Annotated in this window: 26 protein-coding genes; 18 read left to right on the forward strand and 8 right to left on the reverse strand. The window is 72.2% G+C overall.

All coding sequences use genetic code 11. The features are described 5' to 3' along the window. The first annotated feature begins 36 nt into the window (after positions 1 to 36). The 6 genes from ABZ564_RS13990 to ABZ564_RS14015 all read left to right on the forward strand — a co-directional run bounded on the left by ABZ564_RS13990 (position 37) and on the right by ABZ564_RS14015 (position 4,150). Entirely contained in the window at positions 37 to 471 is a 435-nt protein-coding gene (locus tag ABZ564_RS13990) for a cupin domain-containing protein (RefSeq protein WP_360854761.1), read from the forward strand. Further along, positions 468 to 1,736: a beta-ketoacyl-[acyl-carrier-protein] synthase family protein gene (locus ABZ564_RS13995; protein WP_360854763.1), complete on the forward strand. Its 1,269-nt coding sequence runs from the start codon at positions 468 to 470 to the stop codon at positions 1,734 to 1,736. Before ABZ564_RS13990 ends, ABZ564_RS13995 begins: the two co-directional genes overlap by 4 nt. After that, complete coding sequence (locus ABZ564_RS14000; protein ID WP_360854766.1) at positions 1,733 to 2,971, forward strand: ketosynthase chain-length factor; 1,239 nt, start codon at positions 1,733 to 1,735, stop codon at positions 2,969 to 2,971. The genes ABZ564_RS13995 and ABZ564_RS14000 overlap by 4 nt, the downstream gene beginning before the upstream one ends. Before the next feature lie 35 nt (positions 2,972 to 3,006). Then, positions 3,007 to 3,264, forward strand: coding sequence for an acyl carrier protein (locus ABZ564_RS14005; protein ID WP_018524505.1), 258 nt, complete (start codon positions 3,007 to 3,009; stop codon positions 3,262 to 3,264). 1 nt (position 3,265) lies between these two features. Further along, entirely contained in the window at positions 3,266 to 3,745 is a 480-nt protein-coding gene (locus ABZ564_RS14010) for an SRPBCC family protein (RefSeq protein WP_360854769.1), read from the forward strand. Positions 3,746 to 3,817: 72 nt separating this feature from the next. After that, entirely contained in the window at positions 3,818 to 4,150 is a 333-nt protein-coding gene (locus ABZ564_RS14015) for a TcmI family type II polyketide cyclase (RefSeq protein ID WP_360854772.1), read from the forward strand. A 72-nt stretch (positions 4,151 to 4,222) separates the two neighbouring features. Here ABZ564_RS14015 and ABZ564_RS14020 read toward each other — a convergent pair whose 3' ends face one another. Both ABZ564_RS14020 and ABZ564_RS14025 read right to left on the reverse strand, forming a co-directional pair. Next, positions 4,223 to 5,284 (reverse strand): methyltransferase, encoded by a 1,062-nt coding sequence (locus ABZ564_RS14020; protein WP_360854775.1) that lies wholly within the window; start codon positions 5,282 to 5,284, stop codon positions 4,223 to 4,225. A gap of 35 nt (positions 5,285 to 5,319) precedes the next feature. Then, complete coding sequence (locus tag ABZ564_RS14025; protein ID WP_360854778.1) at positions 5,320 to 6,393, reverse strand: right-handed parallel beta-helix repeat-containing protein; 1,074 nt, start codon at positions 6,391 to 6,393, stop codon at positions 5,320 to 5,322. A gap of 216 nt (positions 6,394 to 6,609) precedes the next feature. Between ABZ564_RS14025 and ABZ564_RS14030 the strand changes: the two genes are divergently transcribed. Then, positions 6,610 to 7,017, forward strand: coding sequence for an ACT domain-containing protein (locus ABZ564_RS14030; protein WP_360854781.1), 408 nt, complete (start codon positions 6,610 to 6,612; stop codon positions 7,015 to 7,017). 87 nt (positions 7,018 to 7,104) lie between these two features. Next, positions 7,105 to 7,605: a hypothetical protein gene (locus tag ABZ564_RS14035; protein ID WP_360854784.1), complete on the forward strand. Its 501-nt coding sequence runs from the start codon at positions 7,105 to 7,107 to the stop codon at positions 7,603 to 7,605. Positions 7,606 to 7,753: 148 nt separating this feature from the next. Here ABZ564_RS14035 and ABZ564_RS14040 read toward each other — a convergent pair whose 3' ends face one another. Further along, positions 7,754 to 9,967, reverse strand: coding sequence for a terpene synthase family protein (locus ABZ564_RS14040; RefSeq protein WP_360854787.1), 2,214 nt, complete (start codon positions 9,965 to 9,967; stop codon positions 7,754 to 7,756). A 379-nt stretch (positions 9,968 to 10,346) separates the two neighbouring features. Here ABZ564_RS14040 and ABZ564_RS14045 point away from each other — a divergent pair, with 379 nt between their 5' ends. Continuing rightward, the gene (locus ABZ564_RS14045; protein WP_360854790.1) at positions 10,347 to 11,678 is read left to right on the forward strand and encodes a peptidoglycan recognition family protein; all 1,332 of its coding nucleotides are present in this window, start codon (positions 10,347 to 10,349) and stop codon (positions 11,676 to 11,678) included. 84 nt (positions 11,679 to 11,762) lie between these two features. Here the strand turns inward: ABZ564_RS14045 and ABZ564_RS14050 are convergent, their stop codons facing one another. Beyond that, on the reverse strand, positions 11,763 to 12,899 hold the full coding sequence (locus tag ABZ564_RS14050) for an aminoglycoside phosphotransferase family protein (RefSeq protein WP_360854793.1): 1,137 nt from the start codon (positions 12,897 to 12,899) through the stop codon (positions 11,763 to 11,765). Between the two features lie 231 nt (positions 12,900 to 13,130). Here ABZ564_RS14050 and ABZ564_RS14055 point away from each other — a divergent pair, with 231 nt between their 5' ends. Continuing rightward, a complete protein-coding gene (locus ABZ564_RS14055) occupies positions 13,131 to 14,627 on the forward strand; it encodes a hypothetical protein (protein WP_360854796.1) in 1,497 nt (498 codons plus the stop codon). An 80-nt stretch (positions 14,628 to 14,707) separates the two neighbouring features. Here the strand turns inward: ABZ564_RS14055 and ABZ564_RS14060 are convergent, their stop codons facing one another. The 3 genes from ABZ564_RS14060 to ABZ564_RS14070 form a co-directional block, all read right to left on the reverse strand. After that, a complete protein-coding gene (locus ABZ564_RS14060; protein WP_360854799.1) occupies positions 14,708 to 16,165 on the reverse strand; it encodes a SpoIIE family protein phosphatase in 1,458 nt (485 codons plus the stop codon). A gap of 469 nt (positions 16,166 to 16,634) precedes the next feature. Continuing rightward, complete coding sequence (locus ABZ564_RS14065) at positions 16,635 to 18,008, reverse strand: deoxyribodipyrimidine photo-lyase (RefSeq protein WP_360854801.1); 1,374 nt, start codon at positions 18,006 to 18,008, stop codon at positions 16,635 to 16,637. 66 nt (positions 18,009 to 18,074) lie between these two features. Next, complete coding sequence (locus ABZ564_RS14070; protein WP_360854804.1) at positions 18,075 to 19,604, reverse strand: SDR family oxidoreductase; 1,530 nt, start codon at positions 19,602 to 19,604, stop codon at positions 18,075 to 18,077. 131 nt (positions 19,605 to 19,735) lie between these two features. Here ABZ564_RS14070 and ABZ564_RS14075 point away from each other — a divergent pair, with 131 nt between their 5' ends. The 6 genes from ABZ564_RS14075 (at position 19,736) to ABZ564_RS14100 (ending at position 23,695) form a co-directional block, all read left to right on the forward strand. After that, a complete protein-coding gene (locus ABZ564_RS14075) occupies positions 19,736 to 20,368 on the forward strand; it encodes a VanZ family protein (RefSeq protein WP_360854807.1) in 633 nt (210 codons plus the stop codon). A gap of 159 nt (positions 20,369 to 20,527) precedes the next feature. Then, positions 20,528 to 21,310 carry a DUF4389 domain-containing protein gene (locus tag ABZ564_RS14080; protein ID WP_360854810.1) on the forward strand — a complete coding sequence of 261 codons (783 nt, stop codon included), beginning with the start codon at positions 20,528 to 20,530 and terminating at the stop codon, positions 21,308 to 21,310. Between the two features lie 42 nt (positions 21,311 to 21,352). Then, complete coding sequence (locus ABZ564_RS14085; protein WP_360854813.1) at positions 21,353 to 21,868, forward strand: DinB family protein; 516 nt, start codon at positions 21,353 to 21,355, stop codon at positions 21,866 to 21,868. Positions 21,869 to 21,947: 79 nt separating this feature from the next. Beyond that, the gene (locus ABZ564_RS14090) at positions 21,948 to 22,661 is read left to right on the forward strand and encodes a DUF4230 domain-containing protein (RefSeq protein ID WP_360854816.1); all 714 of its coding nucleotides are present in this window, start codon (positions 21,948 to 21,950) and stop codon (positions 22,659 to 22,661) included. Positions 22,662 to 22,777: 116 nt separating this feature from the next. Then, entirely contained in the window at positions 22,778 to 23,224 is a 447-nt protein-coding gene (locus ABZ564_RS14095) for a nitroreductase family deazaflavin-dependent oxidoreductase (RefSeq protein WP_360854819.1), read from the forward strand. Between the two features lie 66 nt (positions 23,225 to 23,290). Beyond that, the gene (locus tag ABZ564_RS14100; RefSeq protein ID WP_360854822.1) at positions 23,291 to 23,695 is read left to right on the forward strand and encodes a DUF6221 family protein; all 405 of its coding nucleotides are present in this window, start codon (positions 23,291 to 23,293) and stop codon (positions 23,693 to 23,695) included. A gap of 27 nt (positions 23,696 to 23,722) precedes the next feature. On the opposite strand, the gene ABZ564_RS14105 is transcribed toward ABZ564_RS14100, so the two are convergent. Next, positions 23,723 to 23,911, reverse strand: a complete 189-nt coding sequence (locus ABZ564_RS14105) for a DUF6381 family protein (protein ID WP_360854824.1) — start codon at positions 23,909 to 23,911, stop codon at positions 23,723 to 23,725. Positions 23,912 to 24,171: 260 nt separating this feature from the next. Between ABZ564_RS14105 and ABZ564_RS14110 the strand changes: the two genes are divergently transcribed. After that, positions 24,172 to 24,522 carry a hypothetical protein gene (locus ABZ564_RS14110; RefSeq protein ID WP_360854827.1) on the forward strand — a complete coding sequence of 117 codons (351 nt, stop codon included), beginning with the start codon at positions 24,172 to 24,174 and terminating at the stop codon, positions 24,520 to 24,522. Between the two features lie 127 nt (positions 24,523 to 24,649). Next, positions 24,650 to 25,642 carry a helix-turn-helix domain-containing protein gene (locus tag ABZ564_RS14115; protein ID WP_360854829.1) on the forward strand — a complete coding sequence of 331 codons (993 nt, stop codon included), beginning with the start codon at positions 24,650 to 24,652 and terminating at the stop codon, positions 25,640 to 25,642. Positions 25,643 to 25,701: the final 59 nt, after the last annotated feature.

Here is a 25,701-nt window from a genome sequence, read left to right on the forward strand (position 1 = left end):
ATCACAACGCGCCCTGCGCCCAGGAGGAAAGCAGTCATGACCACCCACCGGCCACGCATCGTGGACCTCAGTGAGACCCAGCCCAACCGCAGGCGCGGAGGCGACCTGCGCGCCCTGCTCACCCCGACCGCGGTGGGCGCCACCAGCGGCTTCATGGGGCTGGCCATCGTCGAGCCCGGCGACCGCATCGGCGAGCACTACCACCCGTACTCGGAGGAGTTCGTGTACGTCGTGCAGGGGCTCCTGGAGGTCGACCTGGACGGGGAGACGCACGCGATGCGCCCCGACCAGGGCCTGCTGATCCCCCCGCACGTGCGCCACCGCTTCCGCAACGTGGGCGACACCGAGGCCCGCATGGTCTTCCACCTCGGCCCGCTCGCCCCCCGCCCCGAACTCGGACACGTCGACACCGAAGTGACCGAGACCGCCGAGCTGGGCGCCCCGCCAGAACGAACCGAGGCCGCCTCATGACCCGGCGCGTCGCGGTCACCGGAGTCGGCGTCGTCGCCCCGGGCGGCATCGGGGCCCCGGCCTTCTGGGACCTCCTCTCCAACGGCCGCACCGCGACCCGGGGTATCACCCTCTTCGACCCGGCGGGCTTCCGCTCCCGGATCGCCGCCGAGTGCGACTTCGACCCGGCGGCCCACGGACTGGACGACGAGGACACCGCCCGCGCGGACCGCTATGTGCAGTTCGCGATGGTCGCCGCCCGCGAGGCGCTCGCTGACGCCGGTCTGGACCCCGAACACACCGACCCCTGGCGGATGGGCGTCTCCCTCGGCACCGCCGTCGGCGGAACCACCCGCCTCGAACACGACTACGTCGCCGTCAGCGAGAGGGGAGCGCGCTGGGACGTCGACCACCGCCGGGCCGGCCCCCACCTGGAGCGCGCCTTCTCGCCCAGCTCGCTGGCCTCCGCCGTCGCCGAGCAGGTCGGCGCGCACGGCCCCGTGCAGACCGTCTCCACCGGCTGCACCTCCGGCCTGGACGCCATCGGCTACGCCTTCCACTCCATCGAGGAGGGACGGGTCGACGTCTGCATCGCCGGCGCGTCGGACTCGCCGATCACTCCGATCACCGTGGCCTGCTTCGACGCGATCAAGGCGACCTCCCCCAACAACGACGACCCGGAGCACGCCTCCCGGCCCTTCGACGCGCGCCGCGACGGCTTCGTGATGGGCGAGGGCGGGGCCGTGCTCGTCCTGGAGGAACTGGAGCACGCCCGGGCCCGCGGTGCGACGGTGTACTGCGAGATCGCCGGTTACGCGACCTTCGGCAACGCGTACCACATGACCGGGCTCACCCCCGAGGGGCTGGAGATGGCCGAGGCCATCAACCAGGCGCTCGGCCATGCCAGGATCTCCCCGCAGGACATCGACTACGTCAACGCGCACGGCTCGGGCACCAAGCAGAACGACCGGCACGAGACCGCCGCGGTGAAACGGGCGCTCGGCGCGCACGCCCACAAGGTGCCGATGAGCTCCATCAAGTCGATGGTGGGCCACTCCCTCGGCGCGATCGGGGCGATAGAGATCGCCGCTTGCGTCCTGGCCCTGGTCAACCAGACGGTGCCGCCGACGGCGAACTACGAGTCCCCGGACCCGGAGTGCGACCTCGACTACGTGCCGCGCACCGCCCGTTCCCTGAAGCTGCGCAGCGTCCTGTCGGTCGGCAGCGGCTTCGGCGGCTTCCAGTCCGCGGTGGCCCTGACCCGAACAGGTGGGAGGACACCATGAGCACCCGAAAGGCCCGCCGCACCGTCGTCACCGGCATCGGCGTCGTCGCCCCCAACGGCACGAGCACCGAAGCCTTCTGGAAGCGGACGCAGGAGGGCATGAGCGTCCTGGACCGGGTCACCCGCGAAGGGTGCGAGGACCTGCCGCTGCACATCGCCGGCGAGGTCCGCGGCTTCGACCCGTCCGCGGTCATCGAGGAGCGCTACCTCGTCCAGACCGACCGCTTCACGCACTTCGCGATGGCCGCAGCCGACATGGCCCTGGAGGACGCCCGGCTCGGCCGGGCCGACTACGAGGACCAGCCGTTCGGCGTGGGCGTGGTGACCGCGGCCGGCTCCGGCGGCGGCGAGTTCGGCCAGCGCGAGCTGCAACGGCTGTGGGGCCAGGGCTCCACGTACGTCGGGCCCTACCAGTCGATCGCCTGGTTCTACGCGGCGAGCACCGGCCAGATCTCCATCCGCGGCGGCTTCAAGGGGCCGTGCGCGGTGGTGGCCGGCGACGAGGCGGGCGGCCTCGACGCGCTCGCGCACGCCGACCGCTCCGTGCGGCGCGGCACCGACGCGGTCGTGGTCGGCGCGGCGGAGGCCCCGCTCGCGCCCTACTCGGTGGTCTGCCAGCTCGGCTACCGCGACCTGAGCGCCTGCGAGGACCCGACGCGGGCCTACCGCCCGTTCACCTCGGACGCCTGCGGTTTCGTGCCCGCCGAGGGCGGCGCGATGTTCGTGGTCGAGGAGGAGAGGTCGGCCCGCGAGCGCGGTGCCCGGGTCCGGGCGGAGATCGCGGGGCACGCCGCCACCTTCACCACCGCCGCGCACTGGGAGGAGTCCCGGGAGGGCCTCGCCCACGCCATCGAGGGTGCGCTGCGGGAAGCCGGCTGCGCCCCGGACGAGATCGACGTCGTCTTCGCGGACGCGCTCGGCTCGCCGGCCGCCGACCGGGCCGAGGCGCTGGCGCTGGCCGACGCGCTCGGCCCGCACAGCCGGCGCGTCCCCGTGACCGCCCCCAAGACCGGGACCGGCCGCGCCTACTGCGGGGCCCCCGTCCTGGACGCGGCCGCCGCCGTCCTGTCCATGGAGAACGGCCTCGTGCCGCCCACGCCCAACGTCTTCGAGATCTGCCACGACCTCGACGTCGTCACCGAACGGGCCCGCCCCGCCGAACTGCGTACCGCGCTCGTGCTCAGCCGAGGCCTCATGGGCTCCAACGCGGCCCTGGTGCTGCGGCGTCCCGCCTGAGCCCGTCCACCCCTCGTGAGAAGGAGAAGTCCCTCATGACCGAACGTCTGACGTACGAAGAGCTCGCCGCCCTGATGAAGAAGGGCGCCGGACTCTCCGTCGACCCCCGCGAGATGGAGAACCGCTCCGACACCGCCTTCGACGAGTTCGGCCTCGACTCCCTGGGCCTGCTCGGCATCGTCGGCGTACTGGAGAACCGGCACGGGCAGCCGCTGCCGGCCGACGCGGACCGGTGCAAGACGCCCCGCGAGTTCCTCGACCTCGTCAACAACAGCCTCATGACAGGAGCCTGACGTGTCCGGACACACCGAGAACGAGATCCTCATCGCCGCCCCCCTGGACCTCGTCTGGGACATGACGAACGACCTGGAGAACTGGCCGCAGCTCTTCAGCGAGTACGCGGCCGTCGAGGTCCTGGAACGGGACGGCGAGCGCACCACCTTCCGCCTGACCATGCACCCCGACGAGAACGGCAAGGTGTGGAGCTGGGTCTCCGAGCGCACCACCGACCGGCCGGGCCGCACCGTGCGGGCCCGCCGCGTCGAGCCCGGGCCGTTCCAGCACATGGACATCCGGTGGGAGTACTCCGAGGTGCCCGGCGGCACCCGCATGCACTGGCAGCAGGACTTCGCGATGCGCCCCGACGCGCCGGTCGACGACGCCTGGATGACCGACAACATCAACCGGAACTCCAAGGTCCAGATGGAGCTGATCCGGCAGAAGATCGAGCAGCGCGACCGTGAGCGCCGCTCCGCCGCCGTCCCGGCCAACTGACCCACCGTCGCAGGCCGGCCCCGTCCGGCCTCCCGGCCGGGTCCGGCCCGGGGCAGCAGAAAGGCACCACCGATGCACCACGCTCTGATCGTCGCCCGGATGGCGCCGGGATCGGCCCCGGACATCGCGGAACTGTTCGCCGCGTCCGACAACAGCGAACTGCCGCACCTGGTGGGCGTCACCCGCCGCAAGCTCTTCCAGTTCGGCGACGTCTACCTGCACCTGATCGAGTCCGAGCGTCCGCCGGGACCGGAGATCGCCAAGGTGACCGAGCACCCGGAGTTCAGGGCCGTCAGCGAACGGCTCACCGCCTTCGTCAGCCCCTACAACCCCGATACCTGGCGCGGGCCGAAGGACGCGATGGCCCAGGAGTTCTACCGCTGGGAGCGCGACGCCACCGCGTGAGCGCCCGTACGCGGACCGCCCCGGCCCCGGCCGCAGAGCCGGAACCGGGGCGGTCCGCGTACGGACCCGGTCTCAGCCGGGCACCACGCACTCGAACGCGTGCAGATACGGGTTGACCGGCCGGATCCCGTCGATCCGCAGCCCCGCCTCGGACAGCCGGTCCACCAGGCTCTGCCGGGTGTGCTTGGCCCCGCCCACGTTCAGGAGCAGGAGCAGGTCCATGGCGGTCGTGAACCGCATCGACGGGGTGTCGTCGACCAGGTTCTCGATGACGACGACGCGGGCGCCGGGACGGGCCGCGCGGACGACGGAGCGCAGCGCCCGGCGGGTGCTGTCGTCGTCCCACTCCAGGATGTTCTTGATGATGTAGAGGTCGGCGGCCACCGGGATACCCTCCCGGCAGTCCCCGGCCACGATGTCCGCCCGTCCGGCCAGCGCACCGCCGTCCCGCAGCCGCTCGTCGGCCCGGGCGATCACCCCCGGCAGGTCCATCAGGGTGCCGCTCACCGTCGGGTGCTTCTCCAGCAGGCTCGCCAGCACATGCCCCTGGCCGCCGCCGATGTCGGCGACCACCGAGACCCCGGTGAGGTCGAGCAGGGCGGCGACGTCCAGCGCCGACTGCACGCTGGAGGTGGTCATGGCCGCGTTGAACACCTGCGCCGACTCGTGGGCGTCCTGGTGGAGGTAGTCGAAGAACTCCTTGCCGAACACGTCCTCGAAGACGTTGCCGCCGGAGCGCACCGCGTCCTCCAGCCGGGGCCAGACCTCCCAGGTCCAGGGCTCCGTGCACCACAGCGAGATCGCCCGCAGACTGTTCGGGTCGTCCTCCCGCAGCAGTCGGGACATGTCGGTGTGCGCGAAGGTGCCGTCCGCGTTCTCCGTGAAGACGCCGTAGCAGGCCAGCGCCCGCAGCAGTCGGCGCAGCGGACCGGGTTCGGTCCGCACCGCCGCCGCCAGCCGTTCCACGGTCTCGGGCGTCTCGCCCAGAGCGTCGGCGACGCCCAGCCGGGCGGCGGCGCGCACGGCGGCGGAGCGGGCCGCGCCGAACACGATCTCGCGCAGCCGCATGGCCGGCTGCGGGGTGGGAAGGGGCTGGAGGGGGGTGGTGTCGGGGGTCGTGCTCAGGGTGGTCATGCCGTCTCGCTTCTCCTCGTACGGGTGGTCACCGGTCAGCACATCCCGGCCGGTGCGGAGGTCGTGCAGACATTGCCGGTGAACCGGTTGCCCGTGCCGGTGTCCCGGTTCGCCAGGTCCGCGGGCCGGTTGCCGAGGACCACGTTGCCGCTGACGGTGTTGTCGGTGTTCTTCGCGCCCACGAAGCTCTTGAACAGCACGACACCACCCGACAGGGGGGTCGCGCCCACGTTGTCGCGGATCACGTTGGACCGCACCTCGGTGGACGCGGTGCCGGTCAGGACGATCCCGGAACCCTGGATCGCGGGCAGCCGCTCGGTGGCGGCGCAGAACTTGTTGTTGCCGGTGATCCGGTTGGAGCGGACCGACATGGCACCGGCCTGCGGGGTGCCCTCGTCGCCCACGACGAACACCCCGCTGCAGTTGGCGGTGAAGGTGTTGTCGCGCACCGACAGGTTGCGCACCCGCCGCGCGGTGAAGCCGATCCGGTTGTCGGTCAGCGTGTTGCCGCGGACCCGGGTGCCGCCGGTGTCGGTGGCGCCGCCCTCCTCGTCGACGCTGTTGGCGACGAAGATGCCCGCGTCACCGTTGGAGCGGGCGGTGCTGTCCCGGATGTCGGAGCGGGTGGACCGCTGCTGTGCGATGCCCCAGACACCGTTGGCGTCGGCGGTCACCGACCGGACGGTCAGCCGGTCCGTCCAGGAGGCCCAGAGGCCGCTGCGGGTGAACCCGGTGAGGCGCAGGGACCTGACGGTCACCCCGTCCACGGTGTCGTCCGCCGTGCCCTGGACGCAGATCCCGTTGCCCGCCTGCGCGCAGGCGTCGCCGGACGCGGTCCGGCCGGCGGCGGGCATGATGACGGTGCGGTCCCCGGCGCCGCGCAGGGTCAGTCCGGGCGTGCTGATCCGTACGCTCTCGTGGTAGGTCCCGGGCCGGACCACGACGGTGTCGCCGGGCCGTGCGGCGTCCACCGCCGCCTGGATGGACTGCCCGGGCGACACCACGTGTGCGCCGGCGGCGGCGGCCGGGACGGACGGCACCGCCGCGACCAGTCCGGCGGCCGATGCGGCTGCGATGCTCACGAGGCGTGTGATGTGTCGTTTCCTCATGAGCCGAAGCTATGGGTGATCCCCCTCCGGTGCCACGTACGGTGAGCGGTTGGACGCGGGGCGTGCCCGAATGGCTCACGCCCGCCTCCGCCGGCCGGGGGCGGAACGCGCCGCCGGTGCGTCCCGGCGGGCCGGGAGGCCGCCGTCACCGAAGCCGACGGCGGCCTTCGGCGAATCCCTCCGGCGGCGCCCGCGCCGCGTGGGTAGCGTGGGGGCGTGACAGCCGAGAACGATCTTCGAGTCCTGCTGAGCGGCCTGAGCCCCGAGCCGAACCCGGGCCGCTACGTCTACGCCACCGCCCCCGAGGGCACCCTCCCCGCCGCCGTCACCCCCGTCGTCACCGTCCGCGAGACCGAGGGGCTCACCCTCGTGCTCCCCGAGGCGGAGGCCGCCGCGGCCGGGCTCCCGTACACCTTCGTGGCGGGCTGGATCACCCTGCGGGTGCACTCGGCGCTGGAGGCCGTGGGGCTGACCGCCGCCGTCTCGCTCGCCCTGACCGACGCGGGGATCAGCTGCAACGTGGTGGCGGGCTTCCATCACGACCACCTCTTCGTGCCGTACGAGCGCACCGGGGAGGCCGTCGCCGTGCTGGAACGGCTGGTGGCGGAGTCGCGCACCGGATGAAGGTGTGCGGAGGTGGGCCGTGTGCCTGCGCATATGCCTGTCCGGGCCCGGCTCGGCGAGGTGAGCCAGGACACGTAACATGTGTGCATGTCCTTCCTCCGCCGCCGTAGCGCCGCCACACCCGCGGGCCCCGACTTCGACGTCCTGGCCATGGACCCCGGTGACTGGCCCGGCAACCTCGGGGCCGGTCTGCTGCCCGCCCCCGACGGCAGTTGCCAGGGTGTGTTCCTGCGCTACGACCTGTTCGGCGGGCGCGGCCCCGCGATGATCATCGGCAACCTTCCCGAGGGCTCGCCCGCGCGCGAGACCGAGGAGGGACAGGTTCCCTTCGAGGTGGCCCAGCTGCTGCTCGCGCTGGAGAACGACGAGCCGGTCGAGGTCACCGGCACCGAGGACATGCCCGTCATGCAGGGCGACAACCTGCTGATCGTGCGCCGCGTGAAGCTCTCCGAGAGCCGCATCTCCTGCGTGCAGTTCGATCGCAGCGACGGTGTGCTCGTCACCATCGCCAGCTGGGACCGGCCCATCACCGACGACCTGTACGCCCTCCTGAAACCGCTGCCGGCCGAACTCTTCCAGCAGGGCTGAGGCCTCACGGTCACCGGGCGGCCCCGCCCGGTGGTCCCGTGGACCCCGGGCGCGGCCCGCCGTGCGGTGATCACGGCGAGCCGCACCCGTACGGCGACGGTACGGTCCACGCTGCCGGCGAACGGCCGGAAGGCCGTCCGGCCCCGCGCTACACGTTCACCCCCGACAGCCGGCCGAACAGCGCCGCCACCTGCGCCGCCGAAGTACCCATTCCCGTGGGGCCGTTCAGGTGCCACGGGGCTCCGGTGCCCCGCCGCAGATCCTCCTCGCGGTAGCGCCGGCAGCCCCGGTGCCAGATCAGGATGCCCGCGATCCAGTGCTTCAGCTCCTGCACATAACCCGCCAGCGTCTTCCTCGCCTCGGCGTCCAGACCGAAGTCGTCGTACAGCACCGGCAGTTCGTTCTCGGCGACATGGAGGAACTGCCGCAGCCGCGACTTCATCAGGTCGTACAGGATCGCCGTCCCCGTCGGGTAGTCCACCCCGAAGAAGTTCTGCACCACCAGGACGCCGTTGTGCACCTCACCCTCGTACTCGATCTCCTTCTGGTACGAGAACAGGTCGTTGAGCAGCGCCGCGTAGTCGGCGGCCGCGTTCTCCAGGGAGCGCAGCGGGCCGCTCTCGTAGATCTCCCGCGGCACCTTCCTGCCGTGCCCGATCCGGCACAGACTCATCGTCAGGTCCGAACCGAACGTCATGCGCCGCATCTCGACGTAGTCCACCGGGTCGGGGATCCGGTGCTGCGCCTGGTTCGCCAGCTCCCACAGCCAGCTCGCCGTCATGTCCTCGACCGACTTGCGGAACGCGCGCCGCCCGGCGTCGTCCATCGGTCCCGCCGTCCGTTCCCAGAGATCGCCGAGCGCCCGTTCCAGCGCGTTGACCGGCTCCGGCGCGGGGCTCCCGTCCAGCGGCATGAAGAGCGACAGGCGCTCATTGGCCAGCCGGGCTCCCGCCAGGTCGCGGGACCGGCCGTGCACCACGGGGAACCAGTCGTCGCCGTACGTACCCCAGGCCAGCCACCCCGAGGACAGGTCCAGTTCGTCCGGTGTCGCGTCCGGGTGGATACCGGCGGCGCACAGCGGCAGATCGATCGCCCGCAGCCGCTCCTCGTCCCAGATGTACGAACCCGGCACCCCCGGCTGCGGCCCCAGGATTCCCATCCGGCCGGCCCACACCACCAGCCGCTCCCGGGCGCCCTCCAGATGCGGGCTGAGCGTCGTACCGAACGGCAGGTCGAAGTCGGGCAGCAGGGACGGACCCACGTGCTGGAAGAGCGCATGGCTGTGACTGCGCAGCCGGGCCGACTCGGAGCGCCTGGTGAACCGGATCGACGCGGCGGACATCCCGAAGCCGGGCTCCGCCTCGCCGGCCCCGCCGTCGTTCATGTAACGGCTGGAGCGCATGTGCCACTCGTGGCCGCCGGACTGCCAGTCCTGCAGCCCCTTCACGTACGCCCCCACCGCCGCGGTCTGTGCCGCGTCCAGCCCCGTGGCCGCGCAGAGCGGGCCGAGTTCGGTGAGTGCGGTGTTCTCGAACTGCTGGAGCCTGGACGTCAGCAGGTCGTTCACCGCCTCGGCCGCCTCCTGCGTCGAGCAGCCGAGGAAGCGCTCCAGGACCAGCACCCCGTTGCTGTTCTCGCCCTCGTCCTCCACCTCGCGCTGGTACGAGAAGAGGTCGTTGCGCAGATGGACCCCGTCCGAGAACGCGTCGCGCAGCACCCGCAGCGCCCGTTCACCGGCCACCGCCTCCGGCACCTCGGCCCCGACCGCGTACTCCACCAGGCCGGCCGACCACGGGGCCCCGCCCACCTTGCGGCGCATCTCGATGTACTCGACGGGGTTCGCGATGCGGCCCTCGTTGATGTTGGCGAGCTCCCACAGCGACTCGTTGAGGAGGTTCCTCGTCGACTCCGCGAACCGCGCCCGCCAGGCGTCCGACATCGCGGGCACCGTACGCGCCCACAGATCCGCGAGACCCGCCTCCACCGGGTTCTCCGGTTCGGGCACCGGCGCACCGCGCTCCATCGGCATGAACGCCGGCAGCCGGTCCAGATACCGTTTGCCGCCCTCCCGGTCCGGGGTCCGTTTGAAGAGCTCCAGGAAGTGGTCGTCGAAGAAGAAGACCCACACGTACCAGTCGGTGACGAGTGACAGCGCCTCCGCCGAGCAGTCGGGATGGGTGTACGCGCACAGCAGCGCGTAGTCGTGGGCGTCGAGGTCCTTCTCCTCCCAGATGCCGGACCCCTCCAGCATCCCCATGGTCCGCGCCCACGTCTTGGTGTGCTGCCGGGCCTCCTCCACATGGGGGTTGAGACGCGCCGGATACGGAACGTAGAAGTCCGGCAGGGTGAACGGCTGAGCCATGTGCGTCCGGCCTTTCCGAAAGCCACCGCGTGAGTGCCACGCGCAACGGTCCTGTCGGCGCGAGCACTACCCTTGGTCCGTTCGGGGCACGCACCTCGGCGATTAGTCACACCGCAGAGCGCCCGTTCGAGGGACGGCAGTGCGGGGACGCCCTCGTAAAAGCCTGGTAACGCGTCACCGCCAGGGTCCCGCGGATTCCCGCCCTTCGCAGGTCACGGGCCCTGTCAGTGGTCTGGTCCAGTGGCTCAACGCGCTCCCCTCCCCACGCTCTTGACGTTCCTTCACCTCAGGTCACAGAGTGTGCGCGCACCCCAGCAGCGGGCCGGCCCGCACACCGGCCCGCACCGAACGGCTACACCCGGCTCTACGAAGGGTTGTCATGACGTCCAAGCAGAGGACCAGGCTCGCACTCGCCTTCACCACCGCCGGAGCGCTGAGCCTCGCGCTGCTCGGCCCGGCCGCCCGGGCCGGCGCCGACGGGGTCCGGCCCGAGTGCCCGCGCGGTCTCGCCTGCGACTGGGTCCCGGCGGCCTACCAGCAGACCGGCGACCCCGCCGACAAGGAGACGTACGGCAACTACGACACCGCCGACCGGCCGAACAGCAACAAGATCAGATTCATCGTGCTGCACGACACCGAGGAGGACTTCGACACCACGCTGAAGATCTTCCAGAACCCGCTGAAGCAGGCCTCGGCCCACTACGTCGTACGGTCCGCCGACGGACACGTCACCCAGATGGTCAAGAACAAGGACGTCGCCTGGCAGGCGGGCAACTGGTACGTCAACAGCCACTCCATCGGCATAGAACAGGAAGGCGTCGCCGTCGACGGCGCCACGTGGTACACCCCCGAGATGTACCGCTCGACCGCCGCCCTGGTGCGCTACCTCGCCGCCGAGTACGACATCCCGCTCGACCGCCAGCACATCATCGGCCACGACAACGTCCCGCCCACCAGCGCGGCGGGCACCAAGAACATGCACTGGGACCCGGGCACCTACTGGGACTGGAACCGCTTCATGGCGCTTCTCGGCAAGCCCACCGTGCCCACCGCACACAAGGGCGGCCAACTGGTCACCGTCAGCCCCGCGTTCAAGGAGAACAAGCAGGCGTTCCGCGACTGCGAGAAGAACACCGACCTTCCCCTCCAGGGTTCCAGCGCCGTCCCGCTGCACACGGCACCCTCCGACGACGCGCCCCTCTTCTCCGACCCCGGCCTCCACCCGGACGGCTCGCCCGGCACCAACTGCGCCGCCGACTGGGGCAGCAAGATCAGCGCCACCCAGCAGGCCGTCGTGGCCGGTCACGCCCCCGGCTGGACGGCGATCTGGTGGTACGGCGAGAAGGCGTGGTTCCGCACGCCCGCCCACACCCGCACCACCGTTCCCACCTCCGGCTACGTCGTCCGCCCGAAGCCGGGCAAGGCGGAGGTGCCGGTGTACGGGGTCGCATACCCGGAGAAGTCCGAGTACCCGGCGGACTTCGCGGACCAGCGGGCCGGCACACCCCTCCGGTACACGATCAAGGCCGGCCAGTCCTACCCCGGCGGGGGCGAGGCGCCCACCGGCTTCTTCTACGCGCCGACGATCGACGCCTCGTACCCCCTGGACCACTCGTACTTCCCGGGCGGGGAGAAGTACGTGACCGTCCAGATCGGCCACCGCGTCGCCTTCGTCAAGGCGTCCGACGTGGACATCGTGCGCGCCCGCTGAACCGGGGGCGGGGCCCGGACGACAGCGCGCCGCGGGACCGGTGTGTCGGCACCGGAACCGCGGCGCGCTCCGTGGAACCGCCGGTCAGCGCGTGCCGACCGCCGCCCGCACGGCGTTCCGGGCCATCGCGCAGTCGTCGTGCAGCCGGCGCAGCAGCAGCCGCTGCTCCTCGCCGGGGGCCAGCGCGCCCGGGCGGTCCTGCCCGGGCCGGGCGGGCACGTCATCCCGCATGGCCCGCTGCACGGCCGTCTCGTACCTGCGGATCTCCCGCGTCAGTACGAGCATCAGGTTCACCAGGAACGCGTCCCGCGCCGCCGGTCCGGCGACCTGGGCCAGCTTGCTGATCTCGCGCCGGGCCACCGGGGCGTCACCCAGCACGGTCCACAGCGTCGCCAGGTCGTACCCCGGCAGATACCAGCCCGCATGCTCCCAGTCCACCAGCACCGGGCCGGTGGGCGACAGCAGGATGTTGGACAGCAGCGCGTCACCGTGACAGAACTGCCCCATGCTGTGCCGCCCGCCGGAGTGGGCCAGTCCGTGCAGCAGCTTCTGCAGGTCGCCCATGTCCCGGTCGGTGAAGAGACCCAGCTCGTGGTAGCGGGCGATCCGCGCCGCGTAGTCCAGCGGTGCCTCGAACAGGCCCGCCGGCGGACGCCAGGCGTTCACCCGGGCGATCGCCCCGAGCACGGCCCGCAGGTCCGCACGGGGCGGAGCCTCGGCCGGGTGCCTCGTCAGTGCGGCCACCCGGCCGGGCATCCGCTCGATGACCAGCGTGCAGTTCTCCGGATCGGCGGCGATGAGCCGCGGCGCCCGGACCGGCGGACGGTGCCGGACGAACGCCCGGTATGCCGCTATTTCGTGCCGGAACCGCTCCGACCACGCGGGGGAGTGGTCCAGTAAACACTTCGCCACCGCCGTCGCGCGCCCCGTGGAACCGACGAGCAGCACCGAACGACCGCTGCGCCGCAGCACCTGCACCGGATTGAACTCCGGGCAGATCCGGTGCACGGACGCGATCACCATCCTCAGCTGGGCGCCCTGCGGGCCCGAGAGGTCCAGCCGTCCGCTGAGGGAGGGGGCGCCCGGCCCCGCCGGCCGCCGGGTCCGCCCGATGACGGGGGCCGGAACGGTGGCGCGTGGGTCGAGGTACGGTCCGCCGCCCGCCTGGAGCGGACGCAGCGGCCGGGGCGGGGCGGACACGGAGGACGATGCTGTGTACATGGGCGGGACAGATCCCTTCGTGCGCCGACAAGTTGCGTGCGCCACCCCGGCCGGCGGCCCTTCGGCACCCTGGGGAGTACCTAGGGCTGCCGGGCGGGGTGGCGCTTTCCTACCTGACACCGGCGCGAGGGTGTCTCTCGACATAGCGGACCCTGGCGAACCCTGGCGAATACTCGCAAGGCATCTGACATGGGGTTACTGTCAACACAGCCGAGAACCTGGGGGCTTGACGTGACCGGAGAACCCAATACCCGCCTGTCGGACCTGTTCGGCCTTGCCGGCTGGTCCAAGGGCGAACTCGCGAGAATGGTGAACCGGAAGGCGGCGGCCATGGGCCACCCCCAACTGGCCACCGACACCTCGCGCGTGAGGCGCTGGATCGACATGGGGGAGTCCCCCCGCGATCCCGTGCCCAAGGTGCTGGCGGCTCTGTTCACCGAGCGACTCGGCCGTGTCGTGACCATCGAGGACCTCGGGTTCGGCCGGCGCGGGCGTGTGGGGAAACGGCGAGAGGCCGGGACGCAGGACAATCCCGACCAACTCCCGTGGGCGCCCGAGCGGACGGCAGCGGTCCTCACCGAATTCACGGGAATGGACCTCATGCTCAACCGACGCGGCTTGGTGAGCGCGGGCGCCGCGCTCGCCGCCGGCTCCACCATCGCCGGCCCCATGCACGACTGGCTGCACACCGACCCCGTACTGGCGGCCGACGCCCCGCGCGTCGACGACCCGGTACACGCGGACCCCGCCGGCTTCGACCGGTACGAGGCCGCTCCCATCGGCTCCGAGGAGATCGAGGCGCTGGAGCGGTCCGTGGAGGTGTTCCGCGCCTGGGACGCCTCCCGCGGCGGCGGCCTCCAGCGCAAGGCCGTGGTGGGCCAGCTCAACGAGGTGGGCGGCATGCTCGCCTACCGCCACCCTCCCCACCTCCAGCAGCGCCTGTGGGGCGTCGCGGCCAACCTCGCCGTCCTGGCGGGATGGATGTCGCACGACGTCGGCCTCGAACCCACGGCCCAGAAGTACTTCGTCATCGCCGCGCACGCGGCGCGCGAGGGCGGTGACCGTCCGCGCGCGGGCGAGGCCCTGTCCCGCGCGGCCCGTCAGATGGTCCACCTGGGCCGTCCCGACGACGCGCTGGACCTCATGAAACTGGCCAAGTCCGGCTCGGGCGACAACGTCCTGCCGCGCACCCAGGCCATGCTCTGCACCATCGAGGCGTGGGCGCAGGCGTCCATGGGGCACGGCCAGGCCATGCGGCGCACCCTCGGCCGGGCGGAGGAGCTCTTCGTCTCGGACAAGAGCGACGTACCGCCGCCCAGTTGGATGCAGATGTTCGACGAGGCCGACATGCACGGCATGCAGGCCCTGGCCTTCCGGACGCTCGCCGAGCACGACCCTTCGGCCGCGGTCATCGCCCAGCGGCATGCGAAGCAGGCCCTGGAACTGCGCGTCAACGGGCGCCAGCGGTCCAAGATCTTCGACTACATCTCGCTCGCCTCGGCCTGCTTCATCGCCGACGACCCGGAACAGGCCGACCGCTACGCCCGGCTCGCCCTGGTCACCATGGGGGAGACCTCCTCCCACCGGACCTGGGACCGGCTGCGTGAGATGTACCGGCTGACCGGGCAGTTCGCGGGCTACGCGAAGATCGAGGACCTGCGGCAGGAGATCCAGCTCGCGCTGCCGCAGAGCCAGCGCGTCAAGAAGCCGAGGAGCACGGAGATCTGAGGAGTTCTTCCGGGATGCGAGGAGACCCGGGCTCCGTCGAGCAGTCGTGCCGATCCCCCGAGAGGGCCGTCGCCGCTTTCCTACGCCCCGACGCGGGCGATCAGCACACAGGCGTCGTCCAGTCGCTCGGCCGCGCCGAACTCCTCGATCACGACACGTACGCATTCCTGTGCCGAACGGGCCTCGGCGATGCGTGGGGCCAGAGCGAGCAGCGTCTCCGTGCCCGGGCGCGCGCCCCCGCGTCCGGCGGTGTCGTCCCGGGCCAGTCCGTCGGTGTGCAGCACCAGCACGTCGCCGGGCAGCAGGTGCGCCTCGTCCTGCTCGTAGGCGACCCCGGAGGCCGCTCCGAGCAGCACCCCGTCCGGCAGGGGCAGCGGCCGCCCGGTCCCGTTGCGGAAGAGCAGTGGCGCGGGGTGCCCGGCCTGTGCCCAGTCCAGGGTGCGCGTCGCCGGGTCGAACCGGCAGCACACGGCGCTGCCCAGGGCCGGCTGAACGGAGGTCTCCAGTAACTGGTTGAGGTGGCCGAGCAGGGCACCGGGCTCGATGCCGGCCAGTGCCATGCCGCGCACCGCGCCCATGACCACGGCCATGGCGGAGGTGGCCTGGATGCCGTGGCCGGTCAGGTCGCCGACGGTGAGCAGTGCCCTGCCGTCCGGCAGCTCCATGGCGTCGTACCAGCCGCCGCCGACCAGGGCGCTCGTCTCGGACGGCAGACAGTGGGCGGCGATGTCCAGGGTGCCGGGGCCGTGATCCGGGAGCCGCAGGGAGCTCTGCCAGGGCGGGAGCACGGCTTCCTTCAGCTCCACCGCGACCCGGTGCTCGGTCCTGGCGAGGTGCTGCTCGCGCCGCAGGGACTCATGGGTGCGCTGCACCACCTGCTGGCTGCGCCGCAGCGCGCTGACATCGCGCAGGACGGCCCACATGGAGGCGGTGCAGCCGTCCGTGTCGAGCACGGGCTCGCCCGTCATGTGCAGGGTCCGGACCCGTCCGTCGGTGTGCCTGATGCGGAACTCGCCGTCTATCGGCCTGCCGTCCACCAGGCAGTCCGTGACGAGGGCGGTGAGCAAGGGCTGGTCCTCGGGGAGCAGCGTGGAGGGCAGGTCGTCGAGCGACAGCCCGCCCGCCTCCGGTGCCCGGCCGAAGATGCGGAACAGTTCGTCGGACCAGCTGACCTCGTCGGTCAGCAGATTCCATTCGGCGCTGCCCACCCGGCCGATCAGGGAGCCCGCGGGCTCTTCGGCGGCGGCCGCCCCGTCCGGACGCCGCTCGGACTCCGCGGGCCGTCCGGCGCTCTCCGTGGGCAGGCCCTCCCGGAGCTGTCCGAGGTGGGTGCCGAGATCGTCGAGGTGGTGCACCGCCAGATCGCAGAGCGCGCGCTGCCAGCGCATCCGCGGGTCGTCCTCGTCGACGCGCACGGCGTCGCGCCGCACCGCGTCCACATCGCCGCGCAACCGGCGCGTCCGGTCGATCAACGCGTCGACGGCATCGCGCTCGGGCGGCTGTGGGGCGGAGCGGTCCGCAGAGAGGGGGGACGGCATGTCGTACTCCGATGCAGGGCGGCACAACCAGTGACGAAGGGTGGACCGCCTACGACTTTCGCACAGCCGGAAGAGGCCCGTAAGGGGTTTGGCAACACTCGATGCGTTCTTGCATCTGGCATATGCCAGCGGCTGACTGTAGCCCATTTCTTTCGAACAGCCTTGCTGCTTAAGGCGGTTGGTGCAAGTCGCGGAGGTGGGCCGGGGTGGGAGAGGGGTCGGGGAGGCTCGGATCGAACGGTTCCGCCGCCGCTGCGGCGCCGAGGTGTCGGCGATCGGCGGGTGGCCGCCCCGGCCATCGGATCCCGTGTCCTGGATCACAGGTCGAGGCCCGGATTGCCGGGAACGGGAGGCGATGGTTTATCGTTCACCTATATGTGGATGACGCCCTGAGCGCCCACATTCAAGCCGCCCCGGCTGGATTCCCCCGATCCGGCCGGGGCTTCCCCCTTTTCCCGGTCCGCCGTCCTCACTCCAGGCCGCGCGCTTGCCGGAACCGGGCAAGGCCCTCGGACAGCTCCACCACCGGCTCCGGATAGTCCAGCCGGTCCCGCTCCTCACCCCGCAGCTTCCACGGCTTGTGCACGGCGGACCCGGTCAGCGACGCCAGCTCCGGCACCCAGCGCCGGACGTACGCGCCCGCCGGGTCGAGCCGCTCGGCCTGCACCACCGGATTGAGCACCCGGTTGGGCCTGCTGTCGGTTCCCGTCCCGGCCATCCACTGCCAGTTCAACTGGTTGTTGGCGATGTCGCCGTCCACCAGCAGGTCCAGGAAGTGCCGTGCCCCGACCCGCCAGTCCACGTACAGCGTCTTGGTCAGGAAGGAGGCGGTGAGCAGCCGGCCCCGGTTGTGCATCCAGCCCTCGTGGCGCAACTGGCGCATCGCGGCATCGACCACCGGATAGCCGGTGCGCCCCTGCCGCCACGCCTCGACCTCGTCGGCCGCCTCCGCCTCGGACCGCCACCGGTCGTGCTTGGTGCGGTAGTCCTCCCGGGAGGCGGCGGGCCGGGCCGCGAGCACCTGGTGGTGGAACTCGCGCCAGCACAGCTGCCGGACGAACGCCTCGGCCCCGGCGCCGCCGGTGTCCCGCGCCCGGCGCACCAGCTCGACGGGGGACAGGGTGCCGAAGTGCAGGTGCGGCGAGAGACGCGAGGTGCCGTCGGCCGCCAGGTCGTCGTGCCGGTCCTCGTACGCGGCGAGCCCGCGTCGCCGCCAGGCCGTGAACGCCTTGCGCGCCGCCTGCTCGCCGCCCTCCGCGAGCCCCTCCGACACGCCGGGTACCCCGGTCCGGGCCGGCACTTTCTCCGACCGCGGTCCCGTGGGCACCCGTACCGCACGCGGCGCGTCGAACACATCGCGCAGACGCTCCGCCGACCAGCGCCTGAAGTACGGGGTGAACACGGCGAAGTGGTCCGAGGAGGCAGGCGTCACCACGCCCGGCGCCACCGCGGTGACCACCCCGTCGTGGACGCGCAGCCGGCGCCCGCCGGACTCCAGCGCCTCGCGCAGCCGCTCCTCGCGGCGCCGGGCGTACGCGCTGCCGCCCGCCGCCACATGGACCTCGCCCGCCCCGGTCTCCGAGGCGATCGCGCACACCTCGCCCGCCACGTCTCCGGACCGGACGACCAGCCGGCCGCCCCGGTCGCGCAGTCCGGCGTCGAGGTCGCGCAGACAGTCGGCGAGGAAGGCGCGCCTGTTCGGGGCGTCGAAACCGGCCGCCTCGATCGCGCTGTCCTGGACGAACAGCGGCACGATCTCGTCGGCGGACGCGAGCGCGGCCCGCAGCGGCGGATGGTCGTGCAGGCGGAGATCGGCGGTGAACAGGACGACGGCAACGGTCATGGGGCAACTCCGGGGAAGGCGGGGACAGCCATGCTGCCGCTCCCCGGCCACCCCCGCACCCCTCGCTCAGGGCGACACCGCGGGTATCGCCCGTCCGGGTGACGTACGGGTCTCCGCCGCTCGCGCGATGTTGCGTGCCATCCCGCCGAACACGATGGCGTGGAAGGGCGAGACACTCCACCAGTAGGCGTGACCGAGGAGCCCGCGCGGATGGAACAGGGCCCGCTGCCGGTAGTGCGACCGACCCTCCCCGTCCCGCTCGACGTACATCTCCAGCCAGGCCGGCCCCGGCAGCCGCATCTCCGCGCGCAACCGCAGCAGGCGCCCCGGCTCGATCTCCTCGACCCGCCAGAAGTCCAGCGAGTCACCCACCCGCAGCCGGTCGGTGTCGCGCCGCCCGCGCCGCAGGCCGACCCCGCCCACCAGCCGGTCGAGCCAGCCGCGCACCGCCCAGGCCAGCGGGAACGAGTACCAGCCGTGTTCCCCGCCGATGCCCTCGACCACCCGCCACAGAGCCTCCGGCGACGCCTCGACGGCGCGTTCCCGCACATCCGTGTACAAGCTGCCGCCCGCCCAGTCGGGGTCGGTCGGCAGCGGGTCGCTGGGCACGCCCGGCACCGAGGCGGAGGACCACCGGGTGGTGACCCGGGCCTCCCGGATCCGTTGCAGGGCCAGCCGCAGCGCGGTCTCGAAGCCGAACGGCTGCCCCGCCCCGTCCGGGACGTGGTCCGCGATGTCGTGCTCCCGGCACACCACCTCGTACCGCAGGGACTCCGCGAGCGGCCGGGCGATCCGCGCGGGCACGGGCGTGATGAGCCCGACCCAGTGGCTGGAGAGCCCCGGTGTCAGCATCGGCACGGGCAGGATCAGCCGGTGCGGCAACCGCGCCACCTCCGCGTACCGCTGCATCATGTCGCGGTACGTGAGGACGTCGGGACCGCCGATGTCGAACGTGCGGTTCACGTCCCGGGGCATGCGGGCGCTGCCCACCAGGTAGCGCAGCACGTCGCGTACCGCGATCGGCTGGATGCGCGTCGACACCCAGCTCGGCGTCACCATCACCGGCAGCCGCTCCGTGAGATAGCGCAGCATCTCGAACGAGGCGGAACCCGAGCCGATGATGACGGCGGCGCGCAGCGCGGTCGTCGGCACGCCGGACTCCAGCAGGATGCGGCCGACCTCGGCCCGGGAGCGCAGATGCGGTGACAGTTCACGGTCGGGTACGCCGTCGGGGGTGAGGCCGCCCAGATAGACGATGCGGCCGACCCCCGCCGCCCGCGCCCGCTCCGCGAAGGCCGCTGCGGCCCGCCGGTCGGTCTCCTCGAAGCCGGACCCGGTCGTCAGGGCGTGCACCAGGTAGTACGCCACGTCGATGCCGTCCATCGCCGGGTCGAGGGACGCCGCGTCCGTGACGTCGCCCCGGACGGTCTCCACCTCCCCGGCCCACGGATGGCCGCGCAGTTTCTCCGGGGCGCGGGCCAGGCACCGCACCCGGTGTCCCGCGGCCAGCAGTTCCGGGACCAGCCGGCCGCCGATGTAGCCGGTGGCCCCGGTGACCAGGCAGTTCAGGGGAGCGTTCGCGTGGTCGCCCATCATGAGATCTCCGCATCGGTCCGGATGCGCCGGGCCCTGCGAGCCCCGCCCGTCGCGACCAGTCTGACGCCGGGACCTCGGCCCCGCACGGCCGCGGCGGGTGTGCCCCCGCTCTTCCGGGGCATCCGTGTGCCATGGACGCAGCGGCCGCACGACCCGAGCGTGAGAGAACCCGGCGGAAGGGGTGGGGGCGGCTCCTGCTGCGCCTCACCATCCTGGTGCTGGCCTTCGTGGCCATGGCCGGATTCTCGGTGGTACTGGCGAAGGTGACGCTCACCCCGTCCCCCGCCTCCGAGGAACTCGTGAAGTCGAACCTGCGGCCGGGCCGCTCGCTGCGCCAGTACGCCGAGGACTACACCTTCCTCGCCGCGTGCAAGCAGGCCGGGGGCAACCTGGTGCTGGGCATGCCCTTCGGCGTCCTGCTGCCCGTCCTCGTCCCGCGACGGCTCAGGATGCTCCGCATGTTCCTGCTGACCGTGCTGGTCATCGTCGTCGTGGAACTGGTGCAGGGCGCGATCGTCGCGGGCCGCGCCTTCGACGTGGACGACGTCATCCTCAACACCGCGGGCGCCCTCCTGGCCTACCTGCTGGTGGGGCGGCGCCTGAGCCACCGCTACCACGTCCTGGCCGAGGAGCCGGACCGTGCGCCGGCCCGGTCGGCGGCCCGGCGGCCGAAGAGCCCCGCCCGCGGGCCCGCCTCCCTCTGGGCGCGGACGCGCCACGGCGTCCGTCGCAGGGCCGCGCGCGGCGGTCCCCGCAAGCGCTGACCGGGGCGGCTTCGGGCTACCCGATCGGCCCGCGGCCGATTGCGGACCGCGTACGCCGGTCCGACCTTGGGAGGACATGGGCGTGCCGAAGCCGTCGCCCGGCCCCAGGATCGGGGGCGGGCGCGGGCCCGGCGCGGGCCACCGCCGAAGAGGAGCGACATGACGGACGCCCAGTGGAGCCCGGGGCCACGAGCGGGGGACGCGGACGAGTTCCTGCCCGTGCTGGACATCGTCGAACCCGTGCGCCAACGGCGGCTCACCGTCTTCTTCCGGCTGCTTCTGCTGATCCCGCACGCCGTCGTGCTGCTCTTCCTGGAGATCGCGGCCTTCTTCACCGGCGTGTTCGGCTGGTTCGCGGCCCTGGCGCTCGCCCGGCTGCCCGGGCCCGTCTACCGCTTCCTCGCCCAGGTCCTGGCCTACCGGACGAGGGTGGGCGCGAGCGCCATGCTGCTCATCGACAGCTATCCGCCCTTCACCCTGGCCCAGCCGTCGCACCACCCGGTACGCATCGACGTCCGGCCGACCCGGCTGAACCGGCTCGCCGTCTTCTTCCGGCTGGTCCTGGTGATTCCCGCCGCGATCGTGCGGGGCCTCGCCATGTCCGGCTGGTCGGTCCTGGCAGTCCTCTGGTGGCTGATCACCCTGATCCTGGGCCGCCTGCCCCGCCCCCTGTTCGAGGCCACAGCGGCCACCCTGCGCTACGAGACGCGGGTGTCCGCCTACTTCTCGCTGCTCAGCCCGGCCTACCCCAAGGGGCTTTTCGGCGAGGACGCCCTCTCCGTACCGCCGGGGCAGCCGCGCACCGCCACCAGGCCGCTGGTCATGAGCACCGCAGGCAAGGCACTGCTGGTCCTCTTCCTGGTCCTCGGGCTCATCGGCGGCGTCACGACGTCCGTGACCCGCTCCTCCCCGGACGGCAGCGGATACAGCATGCGGCCGTAAAAGGGTTCGTGCGAAAGGCTGTTCAGCGGACATGATCGCGGGATGACTTGGACAGCCCCCGAGGCCACGCGTACGTCCGGCTCGCTCGTCGCCGACGAGCGGGAGACGCTCACCGGATACCTGGACTGGTTCCGCTCCACGCTGTTGCGGAAGTGCGCCGGCCTCACCGGTGAACAGCTCGCCCAGCGGACCGTGCCCCCGTCGAACCTCGCCCTTCTCGGCCTCCTGCGCCACATGGCCAAGGTCGAACGCACCTGGTTCCGGGAGCGGTTCGCCGGGCAGGAACTGAAACCGATGTACGACCCGGCCAAGGGCAAGGACGCGGACTTCGAGGACCTCGACCCGGCCAGGGCCGCCGAGGACTACGCCCGGCTGGTCGAGGAGTGCCGGCTCGCCGACGAGGCCGTCGCCGGTGCCTCGCTGGACGACACCTTCACCCACAACGGGGATGAGCACTCCCTGCGCCTCGTCCACGTCCACATGATCAGTGAGTACGCGCGCCACATCGGCCACGCCGACCTGGTGCGCGAGCGGCTGGACGGTGTCACCGGGGCCTGAGGGAGACGTACAGGGGGCGAAGGCGGCCGGGGCCTCGTCCGCCCGGCGTGAATCCGGCCGGCCGGGTCATACGAGCGATATGACCTCCACCGACTCGGCGACAGAACCGTCCGCGAAGCCCGCCCCGGCCGGCGACGGCGTCCGCCGCCGTCGCAACCGCCGCTGGGGCCGCGCCGCCGCCGTCTGCGCGGGCGCGCTGGCCCTGCTGTTCATCGGCACGCGCCTCAGCCTGCTGCCCGGACTGGGCGGCTTACTGGGCGAGGAGACCCACGACCGCTCAGGGCCCGCCGTGCTCAAGTCGATCCAGGACCTGGACAGGTACGAGGCGGCGGCCGGCAACTTCCAGGTCGTCGTCGACCTGGAGAAGGACACGAAGTTCGTGCCCGACGCGATCCGCGGCACCCGCACGCTGTACGTCGGCGCCGGCACGGTTTCCGCGTACGTCGACCTCGGACGGGTGACGAGCGGCGGAGTGACCGTCGACAAGGAACGCACCACCGCCGAGATCCGGCTCCCGCACGCGGTCCTCGGCAAGCCGTCGCTCGATCCCGACCGCTCCTACGCGGTGTCCAAGCAGCGGGGCCTCCTGGACCGGCTCGGCGACTTCTTCTCCGACAACCCCGGCAGCGAGCAGGCGGTCAACAAGCTGGCCGCACACCACATCGGCGACGCCGCGAAGGAGAGCGGGCTGACGCGGCGCGCCGAGAAGAACACCACCGCGATGCTCCGGGGCCTGCTGGGCTCCCTCGGCTTCGAGAGGGTCACGGTCCACTACGGCACCGCCGGTTCCTGACCGCGACACGACGGCCGACGCGGATTTTCCCGCAGCCAGAAGGCGTTGAAGCCATGATGAGGTGCCGCGGCCGACGACGCGCCACGGCCGGACAGAACGACGATGGGAAAGAACGCATGCCTCTCCAGGGCGAGTACGAACCGAGTCCCTCCCAGTGGGTTCGCGACCAGGTCGAGCAGTACGAGAGCTCGGGCGGGACGGAAGGGACGACGATGCGCGGCATGCCCGTCATCGTCCTGACGACCGTGGGCGCCAAGAGCGGGAAGATCCGCAAGACCCCGCTCATGCGCGTCGAGCACGACGGCCTGTACGCGGTGGTCGCCTCCCAGGGCGGAGCCCCGAAGCACCCCGTCTGGTACCACAACCTCAAGGCCGATCCGCGTGCCGAGCTGCAGGACGGGCCGGTACGCCAGGACATGACGGCGCGTGAGGTGACCGGCGAGGAGAAGGCCCAGTGGTGGGAGCGCGCCGTCGAGGCGTTCCCCGACTACGCCGACTACCAGAAGAAGACGGACCGGCAGATCCCCGTGTTCGTACTGGAGCCGGCGGACGGGAGCCACTGAGGCGCGGCGGGATAGGGTCCAGCTCGGCCCCTGAGGGGTGGGGCCGAGCGGAAGGATGCGAACCAGATGACAGACAACTCCGACCTCGTCGCGTTCGTCCGGGCGCGCCTCGACGAGGAAGAGGACCTCGCGCGGGCGGCCGGCGGCGAAGCATGGCGGTGCCCGGCCGAGACGCCCGGCGAGATCCACGACCGGGGTGGCGCGATCGCCTTCACCCTGCGCACGCACGGCCACGACTACGACCGCCACATCGTCCGCCAGGACCCGGCCAGGACGCTCCAGCGCATCGAGACCAACCGGGTCCTCCTGGACGAGTACGCCGAGGTCGCCGCGCTCGACGTCGACCGCCCCCAGCGCGACTTCGCGTCCGGCCGGGCCTTCGGCCTCGGCTTCGTGGTCCGGCAGCTGGCCGCGGAGAGCGCGGGCCACCCCGACTACCAGGTGAAGTGGCTGCCCCGGTTCGCCCAGTGATTCCGCGGGGCCGCCGGCTCCGGGCGGTCAGAGCGCGTTCGTCCCGTGGTCGCCCTTGGTGGTCACCTGGTCGCTCCGCTCCTGGAGCCGGCGCGCCTTGTCCTGGAGGCGCTGCCGCTCCTGCGGGTCGGGGGCGCGGTCGGCGGCCTCCCGCATCTCCCGTGCCTTGGCCCGGATGCGCTCGGCCCGGCCGCCGGTTTCGTCCGCAACGCTCATGATCACTCCCGGTGCTCGGTGGACAGCCGACCACTCCAGCGAATCAGTGCGCGCGCAGCCCCGCATCTCGAACGGCCCCGGTGCGGCGTCCTGCGCGACGGCGGCCCGGGGGCCGCCGCCGAGCCCCGTCCGCTCGCGACGGAACCCCTTCCGGCAGGATCGTGCGCTCGAACGGAGAGCCCGGCCGGGGGAGTTGCCTCACCCGGCCGGACGGAACGAGCACGGGGAGCGGGGAACGGGGAACGGAAGATAACGCGTACGTGGACGCGTGCCGTGCCCGCGGCGAGGGGCGCTCCGGCGCCGGCCGCGGTACTGACGGGCTGCGACGGTTCCGGCTCGGACGACGGCAGGAAGGGCTCCGGAGCCTCCGACGACAGGACGACCTGATCGTCAAGACCGACAAGGGTGAACGCACCAAGGCGCTCATCGTCATCATGGGCGAGGCGAAGTGGCCGAACTGCCCGGCCCCGGACACGCGGAAGAAACTGAGCGCCGGCCAGTCGGAGAAGATCTGCAAGGCCTTCCTGATCCCCGAGGGCCAGAAGGCCGCCGCGGTCCAGCTGAGCCGGGGCTTCACCAAGGAGCCGCTGGAGTGGCCGGTCACCGGCTGACGGAACGGACCGGCATCCGACGGGCGGCTCCCGGTGCCTTTCGGCGACCGCCCGCCCGTCGTCCGGTGTCCGAATGTGACAGAGAACCGTCATTGCGGCCAACCCCGCGGTTGGCGACGATGGGGACATGTCCACCGCACACCGCGTCGTCATCGCGGTCTTCCCCGGCGTCGACCTCCTCGACGTCTCAGGCCCCGCAGAGGTCTTCGACCTGGCCAACAGGGTGTCCAAGGGGCGTGCCCGCTACCGGGTGCGGCTCGCCGGGCCCCAGGCGGGCGAGGTGCGGACCTCGGCGGGGGTGCGGCTGCTGACCGACCTGGCCTTCGACGAGGTCGGCCGGGAGGTCGACACCCTGCTGGTGCCCGGCGCGGTCGACGCGACCGACGACGGGCCCGTCGTCCGGATCGACCAGGACATCGTCGCGTGGGTGCGGGACACCGCCCCGCACGCCCGGCGGGTCGCGTCCGTGTGCGTGGGCGCGCACCTGCTGGCCGCGGCCGGGCTCCTGGACGGCCTGAGGGCGACCACCCACTGGTCGACCGCCGCCCAGCTCGCCGCCGCGCACCCCGAGGTCACGGTCGACGCGGACCCGATCTTCGTCCGCGCCGACCGGGGGCGGGTGTGGACCGGGGCCGGCATCAGCGCCTGTCTGGACCTCGCACTCGCCCTGGTGGCCGAGGACCTGGGCGAGGACACCGCCCTGGCCGTGGCACGGCAGCTGGTGATGTACCTCAAACGGCAGGGCGGACAGAGCCAGTTCTCCGTCCCGCTCAGCCGGCCGGCGGCCTCGCGGCGCGACATCGACGAGCTGCGGCTGTGGATCGCCGACCACCTCGACGAGGACCTCTCCGCGCCGGTGCTCGCTGCGCGGATGTGTCTGAGCGAGCGGCACTTCGCCCGGGTCTTCAAACAGGAGACCGGCGTCTCTCCCGCCGCCTACGTGGAGTCAGCCCGCGTCGAGGCGGCCCGCCGGCTCCTTGAGACGACCGACGACCCGCTCGACCGGGTGGCGACCGCCGCCGGGCTCGGGTCGGCGGAGACCCTGCACCGCGTGTTCCGCCGGCAGATCGCCACCACACCCGCCGCATACCGCCGCCGCTTCCGCACCCGCGCGGCCTGACCGCTCCGGTACCCCAGCCCCCGTCGTCACCGGCGGCTTCCACGCACCCGGGCACGGCG

This window comes from Streptomyces sp. NPDC019224 (assembly GCF_040632605.1).
Classification (GTDB): Bacteria; Actinomycetota; Actinomycetes; order Streptomycetales; family Streptomycetaceae; genus Streptomyces.